This is a genomic window from Stenotrophomonas sp. GW821-FHT02D01 (assembly GCF_059421765.1).
Window position 1 is genome coordinate 1,005,588 of the sequence record NZ_JBWKVP010000001.1, and the last position, 25,406, is coordinate 1,030,993.

The following is a 25,406-nucleotide window of genomic DNA, read 5'->3' on the forward strand; positions in this document are numbered from 1 at the left end:
GGCGGATGCAGGTTCGGTCAGAACGCGCGCATCAGTGAGATGAAAGCGGATGTCTGGCTGCTGCGCCGTGCCATCGGGCTGTCTTCGACGGCATCACCGAACCACTGGTTGGCGACGACGCCAGTTGCGCGCCATTTCGTACCCAGGGGCGTGCTGACCGCGATCTGCAGGCTCGGCGAGGTGGCACTGCCGGGCTTGTAGGCCGCCAGCCCGGAGCGCAGCGCTTCTTCGTCACTGATGCCGTAGTAGTAGTCGAGCAGGCGGGCGCTGGAATGCACCACGCCCACGCGCGGCACCCAGGTGAAACGGCCGGCCTGGATCGGATAGCTGTAATGCAGGCTGGATTCAACACCGCCGCCGTGCCCGCTTACTTCGCGCTTCACGCTGGCCGCCACCGCGCCCCAGTCGGCGCTGTAGTCGGCATTGATGCCGACCATCGCCGACATCTGCCGGCTGTGCAGGCGGCGCAGCTGCGGATCGTTCACGTCGTCGGTCTTGAAGCGCAACGTGTAGGGCGTCGCCACCGCCGACAGGCGCAGGCCGTCGGCCTTGTAGAGGTTCATGCCAAGCGAGCCGGGGCTGGCGAAGAAGCGCTTGCCCTGCCAGGACAGCGCCGGCAGCACCAGCGGCTTGTCGTCATAGTGCGCGTAGGCGCCAGTGGTCGCGCCGAAGGTGATGCCGGCCTGTACCCCCGGAGCCTGTTCCTGCGCGGTGGCCAGCAGCGGCGTGGAGAGAGCGACGGTGCACAGCAGGGGGCGCAGCAGGGCGGGGGACAGTGAGGTCATCGATGTAGTGCGTTGCAGGGATGGCGATGCATGCTGCGCGCGCAACATTGTCGGAACATTGCGCAGGCGCAATCTGCTGGCATCGCCGCCACTTGCACACCGAAGGCACTATGATCGGCACCGTTTCCGGTTGCCGAGCCCCCGATGCGCATTCTCCTGGTCGAAGATGATCCCGATCTCTCGCGAGCCCTGCAGTCCGGGCTTGAGCGCCAGGGTGTGGTCGCCGACGTGGTCGGCAGCCTGGCCGAGGCTGCGCTCGCCCTGCGTGAGCCGGTCCATCAGCTGATGCTGCTCGATCGGCAGCTGCCCGATGGTGATGGCGTGGGCTTCGTGGCGACTGCCCGTGCCCTGCGGCCGAACCTGGCGGTGATCATGCTCACCGCCAAGGGGGGCCTGTCAGACAAGGTGGAGGGGCTGGATGTCGGTGCCGATGACTACCTGGTCAAGCCGGTGGCGATCGAAGAGCTGATGGCGCGCATCCGCGCCGTATCGCGTCGACCGTCGGCAATGGTGACCCCCCGGTTGCGGCTGGGCCGGCTGGAGTTTGATTTCGAATCGCTGCAGGCACAGGTGGATGGCCAGCCGGTCGCACTGCCGCGGCGGCAGGTGCTGGTGCTGCAGGCCCTGGCGATGCGGCAGGGGCGCACGGTCACCCGCAGCGCGCTGGAAGCGGCGGTGTACGGATTCGATGATGAAATCCAGTCCAATGCGCTCGACGCGCATATTTCAAAGCTGCGCAAGGCGCTGCAGCAGGCCGGGGCAGGCGTGGAGATCCACGTGATCCGCGGCGTCGGCTATCTGCTGGCGGAGGCCTGAGATGGCACGACCGATTCGTTCGATCACGCTGGGACTGGCGTGGCGGCTGTTCCTGGCGCAGGCCTTCACGGTGTTGTTCGCCGTCGTCGCGCTGATCCTGACCTGGGGCGACAAGGACACCTGGGGCATGGACATGTTCATGGCCGAGAGCGCAGCCAATGCGGTGCACAGCGAAGGCGGCCGGCTGGTGCTGGACGAAGCACGCTGGCAGAAGCTCGATGCGCGTGCTGGTGGCAACCTGTGGTTTGCCGCGGTCGACGATCGGGGTGTATGGCTGCAGCGCGGCACGCTGCCTGCCATCCACGCGCCGCTGCTGGCCCGCCTGCCGACACTGGGCGCCACCGAGCTGGGGTCGCTGGTACCGCCGTACCTGGACGTGGCCCGGGTGATGATCCGCAACGAAGACGGCCGCCGCATCACGGTGATGGTGGGCGGGGCGCCGAAGGGCGGCCTGCTGGATGGCGCATTGATGGTGCTGCGGTTGATCGGCCTGTGGTTCTTCCTGCCGTTGATCGTGGTCACGCTGCTGGTGATGCCGACGGTGATCCATCGCGCCATGCGTGGCGTGCGCCGGTCCGCGCAGCAGGCCAAGGAGCTGGATATCGGCCAGCCCGGTGCGCGCCTGGACGCGCAGCTGGTATCGACCGAGGTCGCGCCTCTGGTCGAAGCGTTCAACGATGCGATCGACAAGGTGCAGCAGGGCTACGCGGCACGCGATAAATTCCTGGCCGACGCCGCCCATGAGCTGCGGGTACCGATTGCGGTGGTGCAGGCGCGCTTGTCGCAGTTGCCGCAGGGAGAGTTGAAATCGCAGCTGCTGACCGATGTCGCCCGCCTCGGCAACGTCGCCGAGCACCTGCTCGACCTGCAGCGCCTGGACCGGAACGTCGCAGCGTTGCAGCGGCTGGACCTGGCGCATGTCGTCCGCGAAGCGGCCGCGGACCTCGCTCCGCTGGTCGTGGGTGCCGGCTATGGCTTCGAAGTGGATGCGCCGGAAACGCCGGTATGGATCCATGGTGATGGCCTGGCCCTGGGCCGGGTGATCGCCAACCTGGTGCACAACGCCATCGTCCACGGCGGCGGGCGCGGCACCATCTGCGTGCGTCTGGACCGGCAGGGCCTGCTGGAGGTCAGCGATCAAGGCGCCGGTGTACCGGTCGGTGACCGCGAAGCGATCTTCGAGCCGTTCCACCGCCTGCGTGCCGCCGGCAGCGGCAGCGGCCTGGGCCTGCATCTGGTCAAGGAAATCGTGCAGCACCACGGGGGCACGGTGAGCGTGGGCGAGGCTGTCGGAGGCGGCGCCAGTTTCCGGGTCAACTTCCACCGCGGCAGCGTGCGTCGTTAGTCGGGCGCTGACAAAACCGCAGGGAGTTGCCTGATGGTTGCGTGAGGCCTTACCACGGCACGCTGTGTCGATGGCTGCCGATCGGACCTTGTCGCCGCTGCTGGGCCCCGCGTGCGCCGCCGCTCTGGTTACCGGCGCCTTGGCCTGCGTGCTGTTGCCGGTGTTGCCGCCGCTGTGGCTGTCTGCTCTGGCGACCGCCGTGGCGGCGTTGGGCTGGGTGCTGCGCTGGCGCGGGCGCGCGGCGGCTGCGCTGCTGTTCGGCTTGGCCTGGACGTCCTGCCATGGGCATTGGGCATTGCAGGCGCAGCTGCCGGCCGGTGCTGCTGCCCAGGATGTGCTGGTCCGGGGGCAGGTCGTCGACCTGCCGAAGCAAGCGCCTGGATACACCCGGTTCGAATTCCGGGTCGATGCGTCCGATGCGACGCCGATGCTGCGTGGAAAGCGGCTGCAGGTGTTCTGGCACGCGCCCCGGCGCGGGCCGGCCGACGCCGGGGCTGATCAGAGACATCGCCTGCACGCCGGCGCGGACTGGCAGTTGTCGCTGCGCGTGCGGCCGCCACGCTCGCGTATCAATCCGGGGGGCTTCGATGGCGAACGGCATGCGTTGCTGCACGGGCTGGCAGCGAGTGGCAACGTGCGTGATGCCAGCACCACGAGGCAGCTGCGTCCCGCGCATGGCCTGCCCGCTTGGCGCGAGCGCACCAGTGCGGCCATCGCCACGCAGATCGCACACCCCTCGGCACGGTTCATCCAGGCCTTGGCGCTGGGCGATACGCGTGGCCTGTCCGATATCGACTGGGCGCAGCTGCGCGCGCTGGGCCTGACCCACCTGATCGCCATTTCCGGCTTCCATGTCGGTCTGGTGGCGGGCTTCGCCGCATTGCTGTGTTCTGTTCTCTGGCGATCCTGGCCGGGGCTTGCCGGGTTCTGGCCACGACCACAGGCGGCGGCCTGCGCGGCGGCGGTGGCAGCGGCCGGCTATGCCGTTGTCGCAGGCAGCGAGCTGCCGACTGTGCGCACCGCGCTGATGATCGCGGTGGTGGCCCTGGCACGCGTCGTCCGCCGTCCGGTGACAGTGGCACAGGGCTTGGCGCTGGCCGCGCTGGCGATGTTGCTGCCGGCACCGCTGTCGGTGCTGTCTGCGGGCTTCTGGCTCAGTTTCGGGGGCGTCCTGTGGTTGTTGTGGTGCCTGCCGCAGGGGCGGCCGAAGGGGGTCACCGCGATGCTGCGCGGCGCGCTGGCAGGACAGGGGGTGGCCAGCGTCGCTCTGCTGCCGCTGGCAGTGGCGCTGTTTGGCGGAACTGCGCGGCTGGGGCCGCTGGTGAATCTGCCGGTCATTCCGCTGTGGAGCCTGCTGGTAGTGCCTTTGGCCCTGCTGGGAACCGCTCTGGAGGCCCTGCTTAGTGGGGCAGGGCAGTGGCCTTGGCGCGCGGCAGCCTGGGTGTTCGATGGCAGTTGGCAGCTGATGCAGCCGTTGGCCGAGCACCCGCAGGCGATGTGGTGGCTGGCGCAGGGGCCAGCCTGGGCGGTGCCGGCGGCGTTGCTGGGGGTGTTCTGGTGGTTGTTGCCGCGTGGTGCCGGTGCGGTGCTTGCCGGGTCATTGCTGTGCCTGCCATTGCTGTGGCCAGCACGGTCGGTGCCGCAGCAGGGCGAGTTGGAACTGGTGGTGCACGATGTCGGCCAGGGCGCGGCCGTGTTGCTGCGAACCGCCCACCACGCACTCTGGTACGACGTCGGCCCGCCGGCGGGCAGCGGAGGCGAGGAGAGGATACTGCTGCCGACGTTGCGGGCGTTGGGACAGGCGCCGCCGGCACGGGTGATGATCAGTCACGACCACCTGGACCACAGCGGCAACCTCGCCGCGTTGCGCCGACAACTGCCAGGCCTGGACGTACTGGCGCCACAGGGCAGTGCAATTGCCACTGCCCGCACCTGCCAACAGGGACTGCGCTGGCAATGGGATGGGGTCGATTTTCAGGTGCTGCATCCGCCCGCTTTGCCTGCAGCTCCGGCGAAGGGCGTCGACAACGAGGCCAGTTGCGTGCTGCGGGTCGCCGGCGCACACGGGGTGGTGCTGCTGCCGGGTGACATCGGCCGGCCCGGCGAGCAGGCGCTGTTGGCGGGCGCTGCCGCGGCGCTGCGTGCTGACGTGGTGCTGGTGCCCCATCACGGCAGTGGCGGCAGCTCCACCCCCGGCTGGGTGAAGGCGGTGGCGCCACGGTTGGCGCTGGTCTCGGCCGGGCACCAGAACCGCTTTGGACACCCGAAGCGTGACGTGGTGCAGCGCTGGCAGGCGGCCGGCGCCGAAGTGCTGTCCACCGCCGAGTCCGGCGCGATCCGTGTATGGCTTGGCGCACAAGGCCTGCAGCTGCGTGAACAGCGTATCCACGCAGCCCGGTGGTGGGATGCCGCTGGGCGGGCACGGTCGGCTGCTATCCTATCGCCGATCGAACAAGCGGCCGTTGGGCCGGAGGGTTGAAACGTGTGGGAACTGGTCAAGGCCGGTGGCTGGCCGATGGTGCCGCTGCTGCTGTTGGGCGTACTGGCTTTGGCGATCGTCCTGGAGCGTTTCTGGTCCCTGCGGCGTAACGAGGTACTGCCGCCTGGCCTGGGCCAGGAAGTGCGCAACTGGGCCGCGCGCGGCAAGCTCGACCCGGCGCACCTGCAGACCCTGCGTGCCAATTCGCCGTTGGGCGCCCTGCTGGCCGCGGCACTGGAAGCGCGCAATCGCCCGCGCGACCAGATCCGCGAGCGCATCGAAGACACCGGTCGCCACCTGGTGCACCGCATGGAGCGTTTTCTCAACGCGCTGGGCACCATCGCCTCGGCCGGCCCGTTGCTGGGCCTTCTCGGCACCGTGGTCGGCATGATCCAGATGTTCCTGGGCATCCTCGATCACGGCGTGGGTGACGTGAACCAGCTTGCAGGCGGAATCGGCAAGGCGCTGGTATGCACCGCCACCGGCATGATCGTGGCGATCCCGGCGCTGATGTTCCACCGCTTCTTCAAGGGCCGCATCCACGGCTACGTGGTGGAGATGGAGCAGGAAGCCAGCGCATTGCTGGATACGCTGGATGGCCGGCCCGGTGTGATGACCCCGGCACCCGCCACGCGCGCGTCCTCCGCCGCTACGGCAAAGGCCTGATCGATGCGTATCGGCAACGACCGGTCCCAGGATGAGCCGCATATCGACCTGGTGCCGCTGATCGACGTCATCCTGGTGCTGATCATCTTCTTCGTGGTCACCACCACCTTCGATGCGCGTTCGACCCTGCAGGTGCAGCTGCCGACCGCCAGCCAGCAGCAGACCAACGAGCCGCCGCGCTCGCTGAGCGTGCTGATCAACGCTGACGGCCGCTACTTCGTCAACGATCAGGAAGTGCTGCGCAGCGACGTCGAGTCGGTCAAGCAGACCATTGCGGCTGTCGCCGGCAGCGACCGCGAACAGACCGTGCTGCTGCGTGCCGACGCGCGCACTCCCTACCAGGCCGTGGTCACCGCGCAGGACGCGCTGGGCCAGCTCGGCTTCCGTCGTATCGCCATTGCAACAGCGCCAGAGGTGCGTCCATGAGTTCCCATCACGCGCCAGTGTGGCCGATCTACAAACGTCTGCTGGGCTATACCCGCACCTACTGGGTGTTCATGATCGGCGCGGTCATCGCGATGGTGGTCGAAGCCCTGGCCGGCTATCACTTCACCAAGCTGATGGAGCCGCTGGTCAACCGGGGCTTCGTCAACCCTGAGCCGCGCATGGCGGTGATCCTGCCGCTGACCATCCTCGGCCTGTTCCTGATGCGCAGCGTGGCGACCTGGGTCAGCGACTACACGCTGGCCAAGACCGGCCGCAGCGTGGTCCGCGACCTTCGCGAACAGGTACTGCAGAAGTACCTGCACCTGCCGTCCTCGCACTTCGACGCCGAAGCGACGCCGGTGATGGTCAGCCGCCTGAACTTCGATACCGAACAGGTCACCCAGGCAAGCGCCGACGCGCTCAAGACCGTAGTCGCCGATACCCTCACCATCATCGCCATGCTGGCGGTGATGCTGCAGATGAGCGTCAAGGTGACGCTGGCGATGCTGGTGGTGGTGCCGCTGATCGGCGTGATCGTCTCCTACGTGGGCAAGCGCTACCGGCGCATCAGCCGCGGCATCCAGGACGGCATGGGCACCATGGCGCAGACCGCCGAGCAATCGCTGGCGGCGCAGCAGGAAGTGAAGGTGCACGGCACCCAGCAACACGAGATCTCGCGCTACTCGCGCCTGGCCAACCGCATGCTGGCACTGAACATGAAGGTGGAAGTGACCCGCGCGGCCGCCTCCAGCGTGGTCCAGTTCCTGGCGGCGCTGGCGCTGGCGGTGATCGTGTGGGTGTCCACCCGCGAGGCGCTGGCCGGCAAGCTCAATGCAGGCCAGTTCATGGGCCTGATGACCTCGATGATGGCCATCATTCCGTCGCTGCGCCGGCTGACCAGCGTACAGACCTCGATCTCACGCGGCGTGGCCGCTGCCGAGCGCCTGTTCAGCATCATCGACATGCCGGTCGAGCGCGACGACGGCAAGCACACGGTGCAGCGCGTACGCGGCGAACTGGCCTTCGAGCACGTCATGCTGCGTTACCGTGAAGACAGCGGCATCGCCCTGGACGACATCAGCTTCGTTGCCAGGCCGGGTACGGTCACCGCCATCGTCGGTCGTTCCGGCAGCGGCAAGACCAGCCTGATCCGGCTGGTCCCACGCTTCTACGAACCCAACGGGGGTCGCATCCTGCTCGACGGCGTCGCCTTGGATGAGTACCCGTTGGCCGACCTGCGCAGGCAGGTGGCCATCGTCGGCCAGAAGGTGATGCTGTTCGACGACACGATTGCGGCCAACATCGCCTACGGCATGGATGCAACCGACGAGCAGATCCGCGCGGCGGCCGAAGCGGCCAATGCCTGGGAGTTCATTGCACGCATGCCGCAGCAGCTGCAGACACCGGTGGGTGAGAACGGCGCGCTGTTGTCCGGCGGCCAGCGCCAGCGCCTGGCGATCGCCCGCGCGATCCTGCGCGACGCGCCGATCCTGATCCTGGACGAGGCTACCGCGGCGCTGGACAACGAATCCGAGCGCCTGGTGCAGGATGCGCTGCAGCGTTTGATGCCCGAGCGCACCACGCTGGTGATCGCGCACCGCTTGTCGACCATCGAGCATGCCGACCAGGTGCTGGTGATGGACCATGGCCGCATCGTTGAACGCGGGACCCACCAGGAGCTGCTGTCAATGGGTGGCCTGTACCAGCACCTGCACAACATGCAGTTCCGCGAAAGGCAGGACTGATGGCGGGCAAAGGTACCCAGACCCCGCCGTACTGGTATGACGGCAGCCCGGTTCCCTGGCCGATGCGATTGCTGGCACCGCTGTACGCGGGCGTTACCGCGTTGCGTCGGCGCCTGTACCGGCGTGGCTGGCGCAAGCGCCATGCGCTGGCGGTGCCGGTCATCGTGGTCGGCAACATCACCGCCGGCGGCACCGGCAAGACGCCCCTGACCATCGCCCTGGTCGAGCGCCTGCGGGCAGCCGGTTGGAAGCCCGGTGTGGCCAGTCGCGGCTATGGCCGCGAAGACGCCGACAAGGCACGTTGGGTGGAAGCCGATACGCCGACCGCCCTCGGTGGCGACGAGCCGGTGCTGATCGCCTGGAAAACCGGCGTGCCGGTGCGCGTGGACAGTGATCGCGTGGCGGCGGGCAAGGCGTTGATCGCCGCCGGCTGTGACGTGATCGTCTGCGATGATGGCCTGCAGCACTACCGGCTGGCGCGCGACATCGAGATCGAGGTGGTCGATGCCCAGCGTCGCTATGGCAATGGCCGCATGATTCCAGCCGGCCCGCTGCGCGAGCCGGTCAGTCGCGCCGCCGAATGCGATTTCCGCGTGGTCAACCTCGGCCAAGCGGATGAAACGACGGCTGCCCAGGCCTGCGGCTTCGGCCAATGGCCGATGGCCCTGCACATCGACAGCGCACAACCGCTGACCGGTGGACGGGCTCGTCCCCTTTCGTACTTCGCCGGCCAGCGCGTGCATGCCGTGGCCGGCATCGCCCATCCGCAACGCTTCTTCGACATGCTGCGTGCGCGTGCGATCGGCGTGGTGCCGCATGCTTTTGCCGACCATCACGCTTATCAGCCGCAGGATCTGTCCTTTGGCAGCCAGTTGCCGGTGCTGATGACCGAAAAGGATGCCGTGAAGTGCCGCGCCTTCGGCAACGACTGGCATTACGCCGTGCCGCTGCGTGCCGAGATGCCTGCTGCTTTCTGGATCGCGTTGACCGATCGCCTGGACAAGCTGCGACCGAACTGAGGGGCCGTGCGGCGCTTGCAAATGCACGCCGCCGGCCGCATTCCTGCTGTATCGCGCCTGCCGAGTACCGCCCGCATGACCGACTTCGTTGTTGCCATCCCGGCCCGCTATGCCGCTTCGCGGCTGCCGGGCAAGCCGCTGCGCCTGCTGGGCGGAGAGCCCATGGTGCTGCATGTGGCCCGCCGCGCGCTGCAGGCCGGCGCAGGTGAGGTATGGGTCGCGACCGACGACCAGCGCATTGCCGACGCATTGTCCGGCCTGGGGGAAGTGAAGGTAGCGATGACCGCAGCTTCGCATGCCTCTGGCACCGATCGCCTGGCCGAGTGCGCACGCATCGCCGGCTGGGCGGACGACACTGTAGTGGTCAACCTGCAGGGCGATGAGCCGTTCGCACCGGCCGCCGGCATTCGCGCTGTGGCTGCGGCACTGGTGGAGGGCAGCGCACCGATGTCGACCTTGGCCACGCCGGTCGAGGATGCGCACACGCTGTTCGACCCGAACGTGGTCAAGCTGGTGCGCAACGTGCGCAACGAGGCCATGTACTTCAGCCGTGCACCGATTGCCTGGCATCGCGATGGCTTCGCCCGCAGCCGCGAGATCCTGCCCGAGGGCCACCAGTGGCTGCGCCACATCGGCATCTACGGCTACCGTGCCGGCTTCCTGCAGCAGTTCGCCTCGATGCCCCCGGGCGCGTTGGAACAAGTGGAATCGCTGGAGCAGCTGCGCGTGCTGGAAGCGGGCTACCCGATCGCCGTTGCAATCTCGCCCGAACCCTTCCCGCCGGGCATCGACACCCCTGAAGACCTGCAGCGCGCCGAAACGCTGCTGCAGGCGATGGCCGCGCGATGAGGCTGCTGGTCGTCTGCCTCGGCAACATATGCCGCTCGCCGATGGCCGAAGGCGCGCTGCGCGCCCGCCTGGATGCCTCGGCGCTGGCCGGGCGGGTGCAGGTCGATTCGGCCGGTACCGGCGACTGGCATGTGGGCCAGCCACCCGACCGGCGTGCGATTGCGTGCGCGGCCGGGCATGGCGTGGACCTTGGCAGCCTGCGCGCGCGGCAACTGCAGCGGCAGGACTTCGATGCCTTCGACTGGATCCTGTGCGCCGACGAGGCCAATCTGCGTGATGCCGCTCGCGTTGCTACCGCCACCCAGCGCGAGCGCCTGGCGTTGTACCTGCCGTGGTCGGGCGGGCAGGGCGAACGCGCGATTCCCGATCCCTATACCGGCGGCAGTGATCATTTCGAACAGGTCTGGTCGCTGGTCGATGCTGCTGCCGAACGCACAGTGGCACGCCTGTTGCATCACGCCCACTCCGGCATAATCGGGCCATGAACATCCAGCCCGTCCCGGACCTGCCCGAGTTCGCCGCTTGGCTCAATGCCGCGCCCTGCACCCTGACCGAACTGCGTGGCCGGCCGGTCGCGCTGTTGTTCGTCAATGCCGCGTCCGCATGGAGCGCGCAACGGCTGGCCGAGTTCAGCCAGTGGCTGTCACGCCACCCCGGCAAGCTGCAACCCTTGGTGCTGCAGGTGCCACGCTTCGATTTCGAGCGTGACGCCAGTGCTGCATTGAAACTGCTGCGTCGGCAGGGCCTGACCATGCCGGTGCTGCTCGATGCCGATTGGGATGGCTGGCGCCGCTTCGGCGTCACCGCCTGGCCGACCATGGTGTTGCTGGACGCGCAAGGCCGCGAACAGCAGCGCTTGATCGGCCAGGGTGCGCCCGGCGAGCTGGAGCGGGCCCTGAACGTCCTCTGCGAGGGGGCGCCGTCGGCGCCTTCGCGCGGCGGCAGTGAACTGCACCCCGAACCGCGCCAGGCGCTGCGGTTCCCGATGGGTCTGGCGGTGAGCCAGGAACGGCTGTACATCGCTGACAGTGGCCGCCACCGCATTCTCGAATGCAGTCACGGTGGCCGCGTGCTGCGTCAGTTCGGTCTGGGCACCGCCGACTTCATGGACGGCAACCTCGCCGAAGCCGCCTTCCACCGGCCGCAGGCGCTGGCGCTGGAGCGTGAGTCGCTGTACGTGGCCGACACCGGCAACCATGCCGTGCGCCGCATCAACCTGCTGACCGGCCTGGTTGACACCCTGTGCGGCAATGGCCGTCCGGGCGCTCCCGTGGAAGGGCCGGTGGCGCAGCCACGGCAGGTGTCGCTGGATCATCCGGTGGGCCTGGCCATCGCCGAAAACCAGCTGCACATCGCCATGGCCGGCGACAACCGCATCTGGAGCTACCACCTCGGCCAGCGCAGCCTGCAGTGGCGCGCCGGCACCGGCGCCATCGACGAGCGCGACGGCAGTGGCCATCTGGCTGCGTTCGCCCAGCCCACCGCCGTGGCCGTGGTCCAGCAGGTGCTGTACGTAGCCGACGCGCTGGGTTCATCGATCCGTTCGCTGCAGCTGCGAGGCGATCTGGTGCAGACCCTGGTCGGGCAGGGCACCTGGCGCTTCGGTGAAGATGACGGCCCGCGCGCGCAGGCCAGCCTGCAGTTCCCGCAGGCGATCGCGTTGAGCCCGGACGCCCCGTTGTTGTGGATCGCCGATACCGGCAATGGCCGCCTGCGTACGTTGCGCCTGGGCGGCGGCGAACTGACCACCCAGCCCTTGCCGCGGCGCCTGCATGGCCCGGCCGGCCTGGCCGTCGGTGCCGGCGCCGTGTGGATCGCCGAAACAGATTCCCACACCGTACTGCGCCTGGACCCTGACAGCGGCGTGCTCAGCGAAGTGCCGATCAGCGAATGACCGTTGTTCCCGTCCCAACCTTCGATGGCAAGGCATTCGCGGCCCAGCTGAGTACCGCCCCGGGCGTGTACCGCATGTACGCGGCCGACGACACGCTGTTGTACGTCGGCAAGGCCCGCGCGCTGCGCAACCGCGTGGGCAGCTATTTCAACGGCAGTCCGAAGAACGCGCGCATCATGTCGATGCTCTCGCAGATCGTGCGCATGGACGTGACCGTGACGCGCTCGGAAGCCGAGGCGCTGCTGCTGGAAAACCAGCTGATCAAGTCGCTGTCGCCGCGCTACAACGTGTCCCTGCGCGACGACAAGACCTATCCGCATGTGCTGCTGACCCGCGAAGACTGGCCGCGCATCGCCCTGCATCGTGGTCCGCGTGCCATTCCCGGGCGCTATTTCGGGCCGTATCCCGGCGTCACCGCAGTGCGCGAGACGCTGAACCTGATGCACAAGCTGTTCAAGCTGCGCAGCTGCGAAGACAGCGTGTTCCGCAACCGCTCGCGGCCCTGCCTGCAATATCAGATCGGACGCTGCAGCGCGCCGTGCGTGGAACTGGTGCCAGCAGCGGACTACGCCGAGTCGGTGCGCCGCGCGGCGATGTTCCTGGAAGGCAAGAGCGATGAGCTGACTCGGGAGCTGGGCGAGCAGATGCAGGCCGCCAGCGAAGCGCTGGAATTCGAGCAGGCCGCGCGCCTACGCGACCTGATCACATCGTTGCGCAGCATGCAGACCCGCCAGTACGTGGACGGCCGCGCGGCCGACCTGGACGTGCTGGCGGTGGCCATGCAGGGCTCGCAGGCCTGCGTGATGCTGCTGGCCTTCCGTGATGGCCGCAACCTGGGCACCCGCCCGTTCTTTCCTCGCACCAACGGCGAGGAAAGCCCGGATGAAGTGCTGGCGGCCTTTGTTTCGCAGTACTACATCGAATTCGAGCCGCCGCGCGAGATCCTGCTTGACCGCGAAATTCCCGATGCCGATCTGATCGGTTCTGCACTGTCGGCCTCGGCCGAGCGCAAGGTGCAGTTGAAATGGAACGTCCGCGGCGAGCGCGCCGGCTACCTGGAACTGGCCAGCCGCAACGCGCAGTTGACCCTGGCCACCGAGATCAACAGCCGCACCGCGCAGCACGCGCGCAGCGAAGCCCTGCGGGTGATGCTGGGGCTGGCCGAACCGGTGAAGCGGGTGGAGTGCTTCGATATCAGCCACACCATGGGCGAAGCCACCGTGGCCTCCTGCGTGGTGTTCGATGCTTCCGGCCCGGTGCGCGCGCAGTACCGCCGTTTCAACATCAGTGGCATCGAGCCGGGCGATGATTACGCCGCGATGCGCCAGGCGATCGACCGCCGCTTCCGCCGCGCGGTGGAGGAGCAGGGCGTCCTGCCGGATGTGCTGCTGATCGACGGTGGCGCCGGCCAGCTGGCACAGGCCCAGGCAGCGTTGGCCGATCTGGGCGTGGAAGACGTGCTGCTGGTGGGGGTGGCCAAAGGTGTGGAACGCCGTGCCGGCCACGAAGCACTGGTGATGCCCGATGGCCGCGAACTGCGCCCGGGTGCGGCCGATCCCGCCCTGCAGTTCATCCAGCAGGTGCGCGATGAAGCCCACCGCTTCGCCATCACCGGCCATCGCGGGCGCCGGCAGAAGGCCCGGATGACCAGCAAATTGGAAGACATCCCCGGCATCGGGCCGCGCCGGCGCGCCAGCCTGCTGAAGCATTTCGGTGGCCTGGTCGGCCTGAAAGCGGCCGGAGAAGCGGAAATTGCCAAGGTGGAAGGCATCAATGATGCCCTCGCAGCGCGCATCTACGCTAACCTGCACGGGTTGGCCGCGCCGGATCCGGCCGAGTAGAGAGAGAAGAAAGCAGCATGACGTTGACCCTGCCCACCTGGCTGACCCTGTTGCGGATCGTGATGATCCCGGTGCTGGTGCTGGTGTTCTACCTGCCCTACACCTGGACCAACTTCGCATCGGCGGCGATCTTCGGCCTGGCCGCGATCACCGACTGGCTCGATGGCTGGATCGCGCGTCGCTACGGCCTGGAGTCGGCGTTCGGCGCCTTCCTCGACCCGGTGGCGGACAAGCTGATGGTGGCGGTGGCCCTGTTCCTGATCGTGCAGGGTCATCCGACCCCGTGGATGGCGTTCTGGGCGGCGGTGATCGTCGGCCGCGAGATCGCGGTGTCGGCGCTGCGCGAGTGGATGGCCGAACTCGGCCAGCGTGCCAAGGTGCGGGTGGCGATGATCGGCAAGGTCAAGACCACCGCGCAGATGGTCGCGCTGCTGTGCCTGCTGTACTCGGTGGCGCCGAACGTGCCGGTCGACGACATCTGGATGGGCCCGCCGGTATTCCATATCGGTGACTGGACCCTCGCCATAGCCGCGGTGCTGACCCTGTGGTCGGGCCTGCAGTACCTGCACGCCGCCTGGCCCAGCCTGCGGGACGACGAGCGCGCCGCGCGCGAGCGTTCGCGGCAGAAGAAGCTGGGCAACTGAGCACCGGGGTCGGATCCCTTTCCGCAGGAAAGGGCTCTGACCCCATCGCTGCCATCATCCACGCATGGCGTGGATCACCTGGAATGTGGCCTGCGGTAGATCCACGCCATGCGTGGATGACGCATTCCATGACCTCTCGATCTGCCTGAAAAAAAAAGGCCTTGACGCGTTGCGCAGAACAGGTAGAATTTCGCCTCCCAAGCGGGAATAGCTCAGTTGGTAGAGCGCAACCTTGCCAAGGTTGAGGTCGCGAGTTCGAGTCTCGTTTCCCGCTCCAGATTCAAGAAAAACGCTCCCGGAAGGGGGCGTTTTTCGTTATGAGCTGTCGCGAGATAGGGCGATGTCGACGGCGTGGTCTGGGAGTGGCTCGATGTCGGCAGACATCATGACTTGGGTGCCGACAGAACGTTGCGCAGAGTTGTGCTCTTAGATCGGCAATCCTCCGGAGACAATCGCTAGCTTTCCGGTCTTGTCGAATGTCACATGGATTCTGTAGCTGCCGGATTTCCATCGCATGCGGCTGCTTTCTGGATTTGTCCATTCCGGTTCACCAAACATTGACAAGACGTCGCTTCTGCCTTGGCCGAAAGTGAGGCCGTGGGGCAGGGCGCCTCGATAAACGGAGAAGTCGCCGATTTCCCGTCCGTAGTAGCGGAAATTGGATAACACTAGCGCGCCAGCTGGATAGTCGCGACTAGGAAAGGCCAAGGACTCAGAATCTGACAATGTCAGTTCAACGCCGAGTGATGCGTTGGACAAGTAAGCATCTGTCCAATGCGGCTCCAGGGCTGGAGCATCGACGATCCCAAGCTCCTTCAGCAACGACTCGATTTCTCGCTCGCCGTAGTGGTAGCCAAGGTGGGCGAAGTGATCCATATCGATTCTCGAATGTCGTGGTCCGGGAGGACTGGTCGTCTTGTGGGTTCATTCAGAGCGGTTGTTGCTCGGAGCGATCAGTCCACTGCCAGCGGATCGCCGAGACTCGCGCTCTTGTACATGCTCAACTACATGTCGCCGTTCTCAGATTGGTCCCGATCGAGGGTGTCGGAGTGGTTGTCGATAGTCGCCACTACATTGGTGATGGCACTGGGCCAGGAACTATTGATCGTCGTCCGGGGTGAGTCCATACAAGTATTCCGAAATGGAGCCCGATCGGGCGAGCGAGCGCTTCATCCCCACTTCACCGCCACTCCATCGCCTCACCATGTGCCGATCCCACGCTGTACTCCCGGATCCAGCAAGGTGATGCCGCGATGCCTCACACTCTCCCTGCCAACGACTACGACGTGGTCATCGTCGGCGCCAGCTTCGCCGGTGCCGCCTGCGCACTTGCCGCCGTCCAATACGGCCTGCGCGTCTGCGTGCTCGAGCGCAAGGCCGACCCTGGCGAACGCCTGCATACCACCGGCATCGTGGTGAAGGAGGCCATGGAACAGACCTGGCTGGGGCGCATGCCCGAACACCTTGTGCAACGCGTAGCACGCGTGCGCCTGTATGCGCCGAACCTGCACAACGTGCTGCTGACCGCACCGGGTTACTACTTCCTCACCACCGATACGCCGAACCTGATGCGCTGGCTGGCCAGCGAACTGCGTGCCAGTGGCGTGGACCTGCGGCTGCAGCAGTCGTTCACCGACGCCTGCCGCGACGGCGACGCGTGGCAGGTTGAAGGGGTGGGGCGCACGGCCTGTCTTGTCGGCGCTGATGGCGCACGATCACGTGTTGCCCAGCGCACAGGCCTGGGCCAGGTGCGCGACAACCTGTATGGCGTCGAGCGCGAGTTTGCCGGCGTGCAGCTGCCGGAAGGCGATGCCTTGCACTGCTTTGTCAGCCGCCGGTTCGCACCCGGCTACATCGGCTGGGCCGCGCAGAATCCCACCGGCGTGCAGGTGGGATTGGCGCTGCGGCATGATCCCGCACATGCACGCCCGCCGGATATCGAGGGATTCCTTGAACACGTGCGCGACGTTGTGGGACTTCCGCACTCGGCCCAGGTTGCCGGCACCCGCGCGGGCCTGGTGCCCTGCGGGTTGCCGGATGGCCCGATCACTGCGCCGGGCGTGATCCTGACCGGTGATGCGGCAGGTGTCGTCTCGCCGCTGTCGGCCGGCGGCATCCACTCGTCATGGCGGCATGGCTGGGCGGTCGGTGATGCGATCGGGTTGCACCGGCGCGGCAAGGGGCCGGCCGCAGAGCAGGTGGCGCGTCAGGCCGCCCCCACCTTTCACCGCAAGCGCTTGCTGCGCTGGGCAATGGACCACCTGCAGCGGGACTGGCCGGTCAATGCGCTGCTGCGTACCGGCCCGATGCGCCGGCTGGCCGAGCAGATCTACTTCCATCGGCGGGGCGTGCGGATGTGATCCTGAAGCTGAACGCTGCTTCATGAGGGGGCAGCAGAATCCTGTTGACGCCGTGCAGCAATCCCGACACAATAGCGCTCCTTCGACGCAGGTCGAACGGAATCTGCGGGAATAGCTCAGTTGGTAGAGCGCAACCTTGCCAAGGTTGAGGTCGCGAGTTCGAGTCTCGTTTCCCGCTCCAGATTCAGAAAAACGCTCCCGCAAGGGGGCGTTTTTCGTTTGCGCACCGGAAAGGGATTGCGATCGCGCTAGCGCGGGCTGCCTCGGCCCGCACCGCACCAGGTTCGCACGTCCGCACGATCGAAGCCGGCGCAGGCGTTCTTCCGCGTGATGTACAGATACGGGGCGTCGGCCCGGTAGGTGAAGTGGTAGTAGTAGTTCCGGTCCTGGCCGTACACCCAGTAGTTCGACGAGCCCTCGTTGATCACGTAGGGCTCGAAGGAAAAGATCGACGACTGCGCGGGAATGAAGTTGCTGCGGTCCATCAGCAGCATGGCCGCGTTCGACGCCAACGGAGTGGTCAGGCAGATCGCCGTCGTGCCCACGATGAGTACGGTCGCGAAGATGCCGAGCGTGCGGCGAAGGGCGGATTTCAAGCGTATTGCCTGCCGGTGGAAGCGTTCAGGACAATGTGCCGCAGCGCCCGCGGACAGTCCAGCGTTCAGCTTGGCGGCGCCGATGAAAGGCTGTGGAAAGGCCGAGGGTTCGCAATGCATGCACCGCACACGCGCTGTAACGCACCTCCGACCGATTCTCCATGTCCACTCCACAATCGCGGCGTAGCCTCCTCGGCTTCTCTCTCCACGAAGGCGGGCGGGTGGCCAGTCGCATCACTTTCCCGGCAGCGTTCGCGCAACGGAATGCCGTCGTCCCACGCATCGTCCTGGGTACCGGGGCGCTGCTGACCAGCATGATGCTGGTGGGCTGCATGTCGGTGCCGGTTCCCGATCTGCCTGATCGCGTACCAGCAGTCTGGAGTCAGACCGCGGCAGGGCAGGGCGTAGCGGTCGACGCGCGGCAGTGGTGGAAGGTGCTGGCCGATGCGCGCTTGAACGCGCTGGTGGACGAGGCCGTCGCCGGCAATCTGGACCTGCGCCAGGCCACCCTGCGGTTGCAGGCGGTACGCCTGCTGTCGGGCACTTCCGATGCGCGCTTCCGTCCGGAAATCTCCGCCAGTGCCAAGCAGGTGCAGGACGCCGCTGCGGTCGACACGTACTTCCACGCCGGCGTTGAAGCGATCTGGGATCTTGGCCTGTTTGGCGCAGCGGAGAGTGCCCGTCTAGGCGCGCAGGCGGCCAACGGAAATGCCGAAGCACTGCGCGATGCGGCACAGGTGGCGGTCATCGCTGATGTCGTGCGCAGCTACCTGGATCTTTCCGTCGCGCAGGCGCAGGTGGATCTGCTGGGCAGGCAGCAGGCCGTTGACGCACGTGGCGAGCAACTGGGCCTGGTGCGGCAGCGCCTGCATCTGGACGAGCCCGGTGAACTGGATCGCCTGCGCGCGCGGCGGGCGGCCACGCGCGCGGCCATTGCACAGGCGAATGAAAACGCGGGCAACGCCTCGCGCGCGTTGGCGCTGCTGCTGGGGCGCGATGGTCCGGATCCGGCCTGGAATGCGTACCGCACGCCACCGCAGTTGAGCGCCTTCACCCTGCAGCAGGTGCCGGCCGATCTGCTGCGCCATCGCCCGCAGATCCTGCTGGCCGAGGCCGATGTGCTGCAGGCTGCCGCCGAAAAGGGCAGTGCACGCGCGTCGATGTTCCCGAAACTGAGCCTGGGCGGTTCCATCCTGTACGCCTACAACCTGACCCAGAATGCTCGCTCCAATTCCGATTCCAGCCCATCGATCGGTCCCTACATCGATATCCCTCTGTGGGATTGGGGCCAACGTCGCGCGCGCTATCAATCCGACGACAAGCAGCTGGATGCAGCCTTGCTGGGGTATCGCAAGGCAGTGCTGCAGGGCGTGGCGGAAGTGGAGGGTGCACTGGGCAGCCTGGCCCGCCAGGACAGCAGCATCCAGTCGCTGCAGGTGGCCGACGAAGCAGCCCGGCAGCAGGTCGTACGACAGGCCCGGCAGGTGCAGCTTGGTCTTTCCAGTGAGTTCGACGGGTTGGAAACCCAGCGTGCCGCGCTGTCCGCGCAGGCCGACCTGATCGGCGCGCAGGGTGCTCGCGTACTTGCATTCGCATCGCTCTATCGCGCAGTGGGCGGTGCTCCCTTGCCAGTCGAGCCTGAAGGCGACGCGCAATGATCGCGCTTGCCCGCAAGACCCTGGTTTACGAGTGGCGCCGTTTCCTGCCGGTAGTGCTGGCCATGTGTTTCGCCGGCGTGCTGCTGATCGTGCAGGCGGCGCTGGTGCTGGGCATCTTCGGCACCGCCGCGATCTACGTGAAGGCATCCAGCGCCGATGTCTGGGCGGGCTTTGCCGGCACGCAGAGCGTGAACTACGGTCATGCGATCAGTGCAGATGTAGAGAATCGCCTGCAGATGGACCCGGATGTCACCCGCGTCGAACCCTACGAGTGGGTCGATGGCGAGTGGCGCTCCAGCGCACAGGGTGCCGGCAACGTGTCGGTCTATCTGTCCGGCATCTCCACGGCAGGCGACGCAATGATGTTCTCGCGCATCCTGTCGCCCGATCTGCGTGCCCGGTTGCGCGAACCCGGTGCGGTGATCGTCGACAGCGCGGACCTGGATACGCTGGGCGTCGATCTGCACCGCAACCGCGCGTGGATCAATGGCAAGGCCGTGCGTGTGGTTGCAGCGCAACCCGGCCTGCGTGGCCTTGGCGGCGTCAACGTGCTGGCGTCTTTGGATACCGCGCGTGCCATCGCCGGAACCGATCCGCATGAAGGCAGCACCTATTTCGTGGCAGGCACGCGCTCACCGGAGCTGGCCGCGCGCGTGCGCGATCGCCTCAGTGCTTCGACGGGCCGCGCCACGCCCGTCGAGTTCTGGACAGCGCCGGAGTTCGCCAGTCGTTCGCAGCAGTACTGGCTGTTCGATACCGGCGCCGGCATCGCAGTGCTGTTCATGGCGGTCATCGTCTGCTTCGTCGGCGCGGTGATCACCAACCAGTCGTTTGCCGCGGTGGTGGCCGGGTCGGTTCGCGAGTACGCCACCCTCAATGCGCTCGGCGCAGGCCGCTACGCGCTGGCCCGTGTGGTGTTCGAACAGGCCGTGCTGATCGGTGGTGTCGGCATGCTGCTGGCCGCAGCCTTCAGCGCGGTGGTGCTGATGGCCGCGCAGACCCAGCGCGTACCGGTACAGCTCACGCCGATGGTGGTTCTTGGCTGCGTGGCGCTGGTCGCGGTGATGGCCATGCTGTCGAGCATCATGGCGGTGCGCAGCGTCGTCCGTTCCGATCCATCGCTGCTGTTGCGTTGAGGGGCCACCGATGACGAATGCTCCCATCGCGATCCCGACCCTGCGTGCCGACGCACTCGAGAAGGGCTTCGTGTCCGGCGATGTGCATGTGCCCGTGCTGCGTGGCCTGTCGCTGGACATCTATCCCGGCGAATTGACCTTGGTATCGGGCCCCTCCGGGTGCGGCAAGAGCACGCTGCTGTCGCTGATGTCCGGGCTCTCAACGCCTGATGGCGGTCGCGTGCATGCGCTTGGCCAGGACGTCAGCCACATGACCCGCAGCGAGGTGGAGCGCTTCCGTCTGCACCACGTCGGTTTCGTGTTCCAGGGCTTCAACCTGTTCCCGGCGCTGACGGCGCTGGAGCAGGTGCAGCTGCCGTTGGGCTATCGCGGCATGCGCAACCGCGACAGCGAGCCGTTGGCGCGGCAGGCGCTGGACGAAGTCGGCCTCTCGCACCGCAGCCACATGCGCCCGGCACAGCTGTCCGGCGGCGAGAAGCAGCGCGTAGCCGTCGCCCGTGCGTTCGCCAAGTCACCCACGCTGATCTTCGCCGATGAGCCCACCAGCGCACTGGACGCCGAGAACGGCCAGCGCGTGATCGACATCCTGCACCGCTATGCACGCGCGCATCAGGCCACGGTGTTGTGTGTAAGCCACGATCCACGCCTGATCCGCCATGCGGATCGGGTGATCGCCATGGAAGACGGCACGGTCCGCGATGACCGCCGCCAGAACGAAACCGTAGAGCCCAGCCCATGACCAGAATGCCGCCGTTGTTCTCCCTTAGTTTCTCCTTGGGCGCGGCATTGCTGCTGGGTGCCTGCAGCAAGGATGCACCCGTACCCGCGCAGCCGACCGCTGCCACGGCCGCCAGCGCGGACAACGTCGCCGTCGCGCGCGGCATCATCGATGTGGAAGGCGGGCTGATTGCACTGGTACCAGCGATGGATGGTTCGGTCAGCACCGCGCCGGTGAAGGAAGGGGCGGTGGTGCGCAAGGGCGACGTCCTGCTCACCCTGGATGGCGCATTGCTTGAACAGGAAGTTGGCATGGCCAACGCCGATCTCGCGCTGGCCACCGATCGGCTGAAGGGCAGCCAGGCGCAACTGCGCGAACTGGAGCGCAACGCCACCCGCCTCGCCACTGGCGCCAGTGAAGGCGTGTCGTCCAACCAGCAGGCCGACGCAGCCAGGCAGCAGCTGGCAGGTGTGCGCGCCGATGTGGATGTGGCCGGAGCGCAGGTCGACATGGCCCAGCACAAGCTGGAGCACGCCAAGCTCAAGCTGCGACAGATGTCGCTGACCGCACCGGACGCCGGCACCGTGGTCGGCCAGGTGCCGGGCGTGGGTGCGTTCGTGCAGGCCGGCAAGCCGGCGATGTCACTGTTGCCGGCTCGACCGTTGCAGGTGCGTGCCGAGCTGAGTGCGGCCTACGCCGATGCCGTGCAGGTTGGCATGCGTGCGACGGTGGTGATCGATAGCGATGGCACCGAGGGCAAGCCATTGCCGGTGGCACGCGTGGTCCGCATCAGCCCGGTGTTCGCGCAGGCACGATTGCCCGAAGACGCAGGGCGCGGCGTGGCCAAGGTAGTGGAGTGCGTGCTGGAATTCGACAGCGCCGCCAAGGCGCGCGTCGGCCAGCATGTGCGGGTGGAGTTCCGGAGGTAAGGCTGCCGGGTCAGCTGCTGAGCCAGCTTCGCAGGCGTGGCCAGACCGAGGCCGGGACAATCACGAGCAGCGCCAGCAGGTAGAAAACGGTAACGGCCAGTAGCCAGTTAAGGTGCACGTCGCGCACCAGGGATTGATGCATGGCGGTCATGCCCCAAAGAGCGGTCCATCCCAACCACGGAAAGACGCCGATCAGCATCCGCAGCCACAAACGGCGGAACCGCCATGGCCTTACGATCAGCCCTAGCACTGCGATCTCCATAAGGACGATCAGAGCGAAAGTGATGACTGACGCTGTGGGGTAGGGCAGAGTACCAGACTCGATGTGACGCAGCCGCCAATGGTCTGGCTGGAAGCCGGCGTGGATAAGCTCGCAGAAGATCAGCAGCCACGCAATAAATGCAAGCAGCCAGAAGATTCGGGACGCGGCTGGTTGGTGGAAAGATGGCTTCATCTACCTGGTCAGGTAACCCTGTTGCATCCAATAGTCCATCGCGAACGCATCTTCATCCGCAAACCAGGGCGTCTCACCGTCGAGCAGCTTGGCGTTGGTGCGACGCATTTCCCGAGCGCCGAGCTTGAACAACCGTAAAGCGGCGGCCAATTCAGGTCCTCCGACAGGATCGATCTGGACTGGCGCCTCTTCTGCGTCCTGGTCTGCCTTGTGGCGGATACGGACCCGTTCCTTTCCGTCCATGCACGTCTCAATGTCGTAGTAGTAGCTCTCGATAACGCTGGTTCCGTTAGGCTGATGCAGTTCCTGGGACAAGCGGAGTATGGGTTCTTCAGTGGCTGGAGCACTCTTCTGCTGGCGAAACGCCGCGTGACAGTGGCCGACCCAGAATCCGCGCCGATCTTCATCGTCGTAGTCATCGTAAGGTTGGCATATCGCCAGCGCCAGGAGATGGCGGATGTCCTGCGGCGAAATGATCTGCGTTGTCCAATGGCGACTGGACGTTCCTTCCTGAAGGAATCGCCAGCCCTCGAGGATCAGCGCAACATGGGGTGGTTGGATTTCATTCGCTTCGACTTGTCTCCATTCCGCCTTGTCCTGACTCGTATCATTGCAGACATATTTCCACAGGCCCCAACTCTTTCCAGGTCGGCGGCCCATGAGGCGATCAATCACGCCGACGTCGGTCTCAACGTGCTCCATTACGAAGCGGGCGCCAATACTCTGTGACAGATCTTCCATCTGCACCATGTAGGCGGCAGCTTCCGGATGCTCGGTGTCCACTTGCACGTAAAGTGAAATGCCGCTGCGAATGAACTGATAGTCACGAGTGTCCGTCGGCAACATGTCCTCGCCACAAACTCTCAGGAAGTTCGCTGGGCTGACATTGGCATCACCAAACAAGTTGAGTGTGCACAGCAGGGGATCCGCCGCTGACAGGCCCTCCCTCCGGATGACGCCTTTCCCTGATTTCAGCCTTTCGACTATCGCTTCCGCACTCAGCGACCAACTACTGTCTGGATGAGCGTCCTCTCTGAACAGACAGTCCGGCTCGATGAGCTGCGCGAGTTCATCGCCATCCATGGCTTCGACATCGTCGATCCTGCGCAGGAACTGAATCGGGCCATCAAGCTCCACAGAATAGTCGGTCTGGATGAAGAGCGCGGCCTCTGTACTTCCGACAACGTGCAGGCGTCCGTGGTTGTAGTCGCCCCAGAACAATTCATGGACACGGAGATTCCCGCCGACTCGGATTTCTTGTCCGCCGACGATGGCATTGGTGGTCGTTAGATCACCCGAGACAATCAGTCCACATGCGCCGTCGGTCTCCAGGCTGTAAATGTGCCGGGCGATCGTCATGTTGCCGCGAACGAAGATGAACCATGCATGCTCGCCTATGTTTCCATTCCGCCATGGAGCCAGTGGGTCGTCCAGGTCCAAGGTGTCGAGCATCAGGTCTCCATCGGCGAGAAGGACCAGTTCATCCAGCTTCTCGGCAGGTTGCTGCCTGCCGCGATAAATCGAGTCCTCAGGTACTTCATCAGCAATCTCCGCGTACCGAACAATCCGGAATGGGCATTCCGGGGAAAGCCGCGTGACGATCTGATGTGGAGTCGGTAGTGATGGTCGTCGTGTTACCGGGGAGAGCTTCCCATTCGGATCTTCGCGGACGAGTTGGAAGTTGGCGAGTTGGGCAAGAATTGAAAAGTGAATCGGCGCGTTCACCGCCTGCAGAGAGTCAAGGTGCGCAATGCCGCCCAGTCCAAGTGCAGGAAAGAATCCAAAGCACTGCCCGACATCCAAGGGCCCATGCTTCAGAGTGGCAGCGTCGAACAATGGCTGGCCTTCATGGCTGATGAGGTCCAGCGTGTCGTCGGGGAGTCGGAACGGAATGGTCGCGCTTTGGCCGATATCGCACGATGAGGATGACCCCTCAGCCAATCGTTTGCAGAGGATCGTACCGGTCAAGAGGTCGATCTGACCTGCGCCATGCAGCCCATGGACGAAGTAGAGGGTACCGAACGCGGAGTATGCATAGGCATGCGTGTCGGAAGGAGCAAGATCCACGTCATGCGCCAGAATCTGGTCCATCACCATCGCAAGGTCCTGGGGATGGCATAGCTGGATTCGTCCATTTCTGAATATGGATCGCCCGCGCCGGATCAGCAAACCCCGGAGAGTGGCCGGCAGTACCTCATGTAGTGCTTCGATCTCCGCACAGTTGAGTCCAATCGATGCGACTTGGTTGTTCGGCTGCTGCATGGACGGTCCTTGATCAGAAGGAGATCAGGGCGCGCTTGGTCAACAGGGACATGGCCGGCGCCAGATGCTCGGGTCGCATACTGTCCGTTATTCATTCGCTACAGGGCCATGCAACTATTCCGAAAATCTGCCATGACCGATTCACCTTCTCGACCGAAGCGTCGCGTTCATCAACTCAGCGCGAACCTGCGTGCTTGCCGATTGTTGGCCTCCCGTGCGCCCGCCACGCACTGACCAGCGACACCACGCACAGCGCCAGCAGCAATCCCACATCCAGAAGCAGCAGGCACAACAGATGCATGCCCTGCACCGGTGCCTGGTGCAGGGCAGCGGCCAGCCACGGGAACGACCAGGCCAGCAGCAACACCAGGGCGATCAGCAGCCGCAGCCACAGGCGCCCTGGTTTCCAGGGACGCACGATCAGCACGGTGACGACCAGTTCCGCTCCAGCCAGTACAGCGAACTGGACGACCGCGCCGGTGGGGTAGGGCAGGGTGGCGTCTTCGAAGTGGCGCAGCATCCAGTAGTCCGGGGTGAAGCCCGCATTGATCAGTGCAGCGATCACCGCAAGCCAGGCCAGGGCGACAAGGCTCCAGCACAGGCGGGCGAAACGAGGTCTCGTGGGCGGGTTCATCGGTGCTGCGGACTGTTGACGGCGTGAAGGAATTTGGACACAATAGCGCTCCTTCGACGCAGGTCGGAGAATCTGCGGGAATAGCTCAGTTGGTAGAGCGCAACCTTGCCAAGGTTGAGGTCGCGAGTTCGAGTCTCGTTTCCCGCTCCA

General features: G+C 65.9%; 23 protein-coding genes and 3 tRNA genes. 20 read left to right on the forward strand and 6 right to left on the reverse strand.

Annotation, left to right across the window (positions count from 1 at the left end):
* Positions 1-17: 17 nt before the first annotated feature.
* Positions 18-785, reverse strand: coding sequence for a MipA/OmpV family protein (locus AC07UW_RS04620; RefSeq protein WP_025875227.1), 768 nt, complete (start codon positions 783-785; stop codon positions 18-20).
* Positions 786-929: 144 nt separating this feature from the next.
* On the opposite strand from AC07UW_RS04620, the gene AC07UW_RS04625 reads away from it, so the two are divergent.
* From AC07UW_RS04625 to AC07UW_RS04685, 13 genes are all read left to right on the forward strand, one after another.
* On the forward strand, positions 930-1,601 hold the full coding sequence (locus AC07UW_RS04625) for a response regulator transcription factor (RefSeq protein WP_025875225.1): 672 nt from the start codon (positions 930-932) through the stop codon (positions 1,599-1,601).
* Position 1,602: 1 nt separating this feature from the next.
* On the forward strand, positions 1,603-2,946 hold the full coding sequence (locus tag AC07UW_RS04630; RefSeq protein WP_312107831.1) for a sensor histidine kinase: 1,344 nt from the start codon (positions 1,603-1,605) through the stop codon (positions 2,944-2,946).
* 70 nt (positions 2,947-3,016) lie between these two features.
* A complete protein-coding gene (locus tag AC07UW_RS04635) occupies positions 3,017-5,425 on the forward strand; it encodes a DNA internalization-related competence protein ComEC/Rec2 (protein ID WP_495211509.1) in 2,409 nt (802 codons plus the stop codon).
* Between the two features lie 3 nt (positions 5,426-5,428).
* Positions 5,429-6,091: a MotA/TolQ/ExbB proton channel family protein gene (locus AC07UW_RS04640; protein WP_108265380.1), complete on the forward strand. Its 663-nt coding sequence runs from the start codon at positions 5,429-5,431 to the stop codon at positions 6,089-6,091.
* Positions 6,092-6,094: 3 nt separating this feature from the next.
* A complete protein-coding gene (locus AC07UW_RS04645; RefSeq protein WP_025875217.1) occupies positions 6,095-6,517 on the forward strand; it encodes an ExbD/TolR family protein in 423 nt (140 codons plus the stop codon).
* Complete coding sequence (gene msbA / locus AC07UW_RS04650; RefSeq protein ID WP_223494727.1) at positions 6,514-8,262, forward strand: lipid A export permease/ATP-binding protein MsbA; 1,749 nt, start codon at positions 6,514-6,516, stop codon at positions 8,260-8,262. The genes AC07UW_RS04645 and msbA overlap by 4 nt, the downstream gene beginning before the upstream one ends.
* On the forward strand, positions 8,262-9,281 hold the full coding sequence (lpxK, locus tag AC07UW_RS04655) for a tetraacyldisaccharide 4'-kinase (protein WP_223494729.1): 1,020 nt from the start codon (positions 8,262-8,264) through the stop codon (positions 9,279-9,281). The genes msbA and lpxK overlap by 1 nt, the downstream gene beginning before the upstream one ends.
* A gap of 75 nt (positions 9,282-9,356) precedes the next feature.
* Positions 9,357-10,130: a 3-deoxy-manno-octulosonate cytidylyltransferase gene (gene kdsB / locus AC07UW_RS04660; protein WP_363731055.1), complete on the forward strand. Its 774-nt coding sequence runs from the start codon at positions 9,357-9,359 to the stop codon at positions 10,128-10,130.
* Entirely contained in the window at positions 10,127-10,615 is a 489-nt protein-coding gene (locus AC07UW_RS04665; protein WP_495211510.1) for a low molecular weight protein-tyrosine-phosphatase, read from the forward strand. The genes kdsB and AC07UW_RS04665 overlap by 4 nt, the downstream gene beginning before the upstream one ends.
* Positions 10,612-12,024, forward strand: a complete 1,413-nt coding sequence (locus AC07UW_RS04670; protein ID WP_495211511.1) for a hypothetical protein — start codon at positions 10,612-10,614, stop codon at positions 12,022-12,024. Before AC07UW_RS04665 ends, AC07UW_RS04670 begins: the two co-directional genes overlap by 4 nt.
* The gene (uvrC, locus tag AC07UW_RS04675; RefSeq protein WP_312786530.1) at positions 12,021-13,865 is read left to right on the forward strand and encodes an excinuclease ABC subunit UvrC; all 1,845 of its coding nucleotides are present in this window, start codon (positions 12,021-12,023) and stop codon (positions 13,863-13,865) included. Before AC07UW_RS04670 ends, uvrC begins: the two co-directional genes overlap by 4 nt.
* A gap of 17 nt (positions 13,866-13,882) precedes the next feature.
* Positions 13,883-14,509 (forward strand): CDP-diacylglycerol--glycerol-3-phosphate 3-phosphatidyltransferase, encoded by a 627-nt coding sequence (gene pgsA / locus AC07UW_RS04680; protein ID WP_025875200.1) that lies wholly within the window; start codon positions 13,883-13,885, stop codon positions 14,507-14,509.
* A gap of 201 nt (positions 14,510-14,710) precedes the next feature.
* Positions 14,711-14,786: transfer RNA gene (locus AC07UW_RS04685), tRNA-Gly, on the forward strand.
* 149 nt (positions 14,787-14,935) lie between these two features.
* Here AC07UW_RS04685 and AC07UW_RS04690 read toward each other — a convergent pair.
* Positions 14,936-15,385 (reverse strand): hypothetical protein, encoded by a 450-nt coding sequence (locus AC07UW_RS04690; protein WP_032975740.1) that lies wholly within the window; start codon positions 15,383-15,385, stop codon positions 14,936-14,938.
* Between the two features lie 377 nt (positions 15,386-15,762).
* Here AC07UW_RS04690 and AC07UW_RS04695 point away from each other — a divergent pair, with 377 nt between their 5' ends.
* Positions 15,763-16,869, forward strand: a complete 1,107-nt coding sequence (locus AC07UW_RS04695; RefSeq protein WP_495211512.1) for an NAD(P)/FAD-dependent oxidoreductase — start codon at positions 15,763-15,765, stop codon at positions 16,867-16,869.
* Between the two features lie 105 nt (positions 16,870-16,974).
* Positions 16,975-17,050: transfer RNA gene (locus AC07UW_RS04700), tRNA-Gly, on the forward strand.
* Between the two features lie 67 nt (positions 17,051-17,117).
* On the opposite strand, the gene AC07UW_RS04705 is transcribed toward AC07UW_RS04700, so the two are convergent.
* Positions 17,118-17,465, reverse strand: coding sequence for a hypothetical protein (locus AC07UW_RS04705; RefSeq protein ID WP_492711296.1), 348 nt, complete (start codon positions 17,463-17,465; stop codon positions 17,118-17,120).
* Positions 17,466-17,626: 161 nt separating this feature from the next.
* Here AC07UW_RS04705 and AC07UW_RS04710 point away from each other — a divergent pair, with 161 nt between their 5' ends.
* From AC07UW_RS04710 to AC07UW_RS04725, 4 genes are read left to right on the forward strand one after another with little or no spacing between them, the layout of a single operon-like run.
* Positions 17,627-19,123, forward strand: coding sequence for a TolC family protein (locus AC07UW_RS04710; protein ID WP_495211513.1), 1,497 nt, complete (start codon positions 17,627-17,629; stop codon positions 19,121-19,123).
* Complete coding sequence (locus AC07UW_RS04715) at positions 19,120-20,259, forward strand: ABC transporter permease (RefSeq protein ID WP_495211514.1); 1,140 nt, start codon at positions 19,120-19,122, stop codon at positions 20,257-20,259. The genes AC07UW_RS04710 and AC07UW_RS04715 overlap by 4 nt, the downstream gene beginning before the upstream one ends.
* Positions 20,260-20,269: 10 nt before the next feature.
* A complete protein-coding gene (locus AC07UW_RS04720) occupies positions 20,270-20,998 on the forward strand; it encodes an ABC transporter ATP-binding protein (protein ID WP_025875189.1) in 729 nt (242 codons plus the stop codon).
* Positions 20,995-21,906 carry an HlyD family secretion protein gene (locus tag AC07UW_RS04725; protein ID WP_495211515.1) on the forward strand — a complete coding sequence of 304 codons (912 nt, stop codon included), beginning with the start codon at positions 20,995-20,997 and terminating at the stop codon, positions 21,904-21,906. Before AC07UW_RS04720 ends, AC07UW_RS04725 begins: the two co-directional genes overlap by 4 nt.
* A gap of 10 nt (positions 21,907-21,916) precedes the next feature.
* On the opposite strand, the gene AC07UW_RS04730 is transcribed toward AC07UW_RS04725, so the two are convergent.
* From AC07UW_RS04730 to AC07UW_RS04740, 3 genes are all read right to left on the reverse strand, one after another.
* A complete protein-coding gene (locus AC07UW_RS04730; RefSeq protein WP_495211516.1) occupies positions 21,917-22,360 on the reverse strand; it encodes a hypothetical protein in 444 nt (147 codons plus the stop codon).
* Positions 22,361-24,622 (reverse strand): T6SS immunity protein Tdi1 domain-containing protein, encoded by a 2,262-nt coding sequence (locus AC07UW_RS04735; protein WP_495211517.1) that lies wholly within the window; start codon positions 24,620-24,622, stop codon positions 22,361-22,363.
* 175 nt (positions 24,623-24,797) lie between these two features.
* On the reverse strand, positions 24,798-25,256 hold the full coding sequence (locus AC07UW_RS04740; protein WP_495211518.1) for a hypothetical protein: 459 nt from the start codon (positions 25,254-25,256) through the stop codon (positions 24,798-24,800).
* A gap of 74 nt (positions 25,257-25,330) precedes the next feature.
* Between AC07UW_RS04740 and AC07UW_RS04745 the strand changes: the two genes are divergently transcribed.
* Positions 25,331-25,406: transfer RNA gene (locus AC07UW_RS04745), tRNA-Gly, on the forward strand.

Coding starts and splice junctions, on each gene's coding strand:
- AC07UW_RS04695 (WP_495211512.1), top strand. CDS start 15,763: ATGCCTCACACTCTCCCTGCCAACGACTACGACGTGGTCATCGTCGGC.
- lpxK (WP_223494729.1), top strand. CDS start 8,262: ATGGCGGGCAAAGGTACCCAGACCCCGCCGTACTGGTATGACGGCAGC.
- msbA (WP_223494727.1), top strand. CDS start 6,514: ATGAGTTCCCATCACGCGCCAGTGTGGCCGATCTACAAACGTCTGCTG.
- AC07UW_RS04645 (WP_025875217.1), top strand. CDS start 6,095: ATGCGTATCGGCAACGACCGGTCCCAGGATGAGCCGCATATCGACCTG.
- AC07UW_RS04690 (WP_032975740.1), bottom strand. CDS start 15,385: ATGGATCACTTCGCCCACCTTGGCTACCACTACGGCGAGCGAGAAATC.
- AC07UW_RS04635 (WP_495211509.1), top strand. CDS start 3,017: ATGGCTGCCGATCGGACCTTGTCGCCGCTGCTGGGCCCCGCGTGCGCC.
- AC07UW_RS04625 (WP_025875225.1), top strand. CDS start 930: ATGCGCATTCTCCTGGTCGAAGATGATCCCGATCTCTCGCGAGCCCTG.
- AC07UW_RS04720 (WP_025875189.1), top strand. CDS start 20,270: ATGACGAATGCTCCCATCGCGATCCCGACCCTGCGTGCCGACGCACTC.
- AC07UW_RS04725 (WP_495211515.1), top strand. CDS start 20,995: ATGACCAGAATGCCGCCGTTGTTCTCCCTTAGTTTCTCCTTGGGCGCG.
- AC07UW_RS04715 (WP_495211514.1), top strand. CDS start 19,120: ATGATCGCGCTTGCCCGCAAGACCCTGGTTTACGAGTGGCGCCGTTTC.
- AC07UW_RS04670 (WP_495211511.1), top strand. CDS start 10,612: ATGAACATCCAGCCCGTCCCGGACCTGCCCGAGTTCGCCGCTTGGCTC.
- AC07UW_RS04710 (WP_495211513.1), top strand. CDS start 17,627: ATGTCCACTCCACAATCGCGGCGTAGCCTCCTCGGCTTCTCTCTCCAC.
- AC07UW_RS04620 (WP_025875227.1), bottom strand. CDS start 785: ATGACCTCACTGTCCCCCGCCCTGCTGCGCCCCCTGCTGTGCACCGTC.
- AC07UW_RS04730 (WP_495211516.1), bottom strand. CDS start 22,360: ATGAAGCCATCTTTCCACCAACCAGCCGCGTCCCGAATCTTCTGGCTG.
- AC07UW_RS04665 (WP_495211510.1), top strand. CDS start 10,127: ATGAGGCTGCTGGTCGTCTGCCTCGGCAACATATGCCGCTCGCCGATG.
- kdsB (WP_363731055.1), top strand. CDS start 9,357: ATGACCGACTTCGTTGTTGCCATCCCGGCCCGCTATGCCGCTTCGCGG.
- AC07UW_RS04630 (WP_312107831.1), top strand. CDS start 1,603: ATGGCACGACCGATTCGTTCGATCACGCTGGGACTGGCGTGGCGGCTG.
- uvrC (WP_312786530.1), top strand. CDS start 12,021: ATGACCGTTGTTCCCGTCCCAACCTTCGATGGCAAGGCATTCGCGGCC.
- AC07UW_RS04735 (WP_495211517.1), bottom strand. CDS start 24,622: ATGCAGCAGCCGAACAACCAAGTCGCATCGATTGGACTCAACTGTGCG.
- pgsA (WP_025875200.1), top strand. CDS start 13,883: ATGACGTTGACCCTGCCCACCTGGCTGACCCTGTTGCGGATCGTGATG.
- AC07UW_RS04740 (WP_495211518.1), bottom strand. CDS start 25,256: ATGAACCCGCCCACGAGACCTCGTTTCGCCCGCCTGTGCTGGAGCCTT.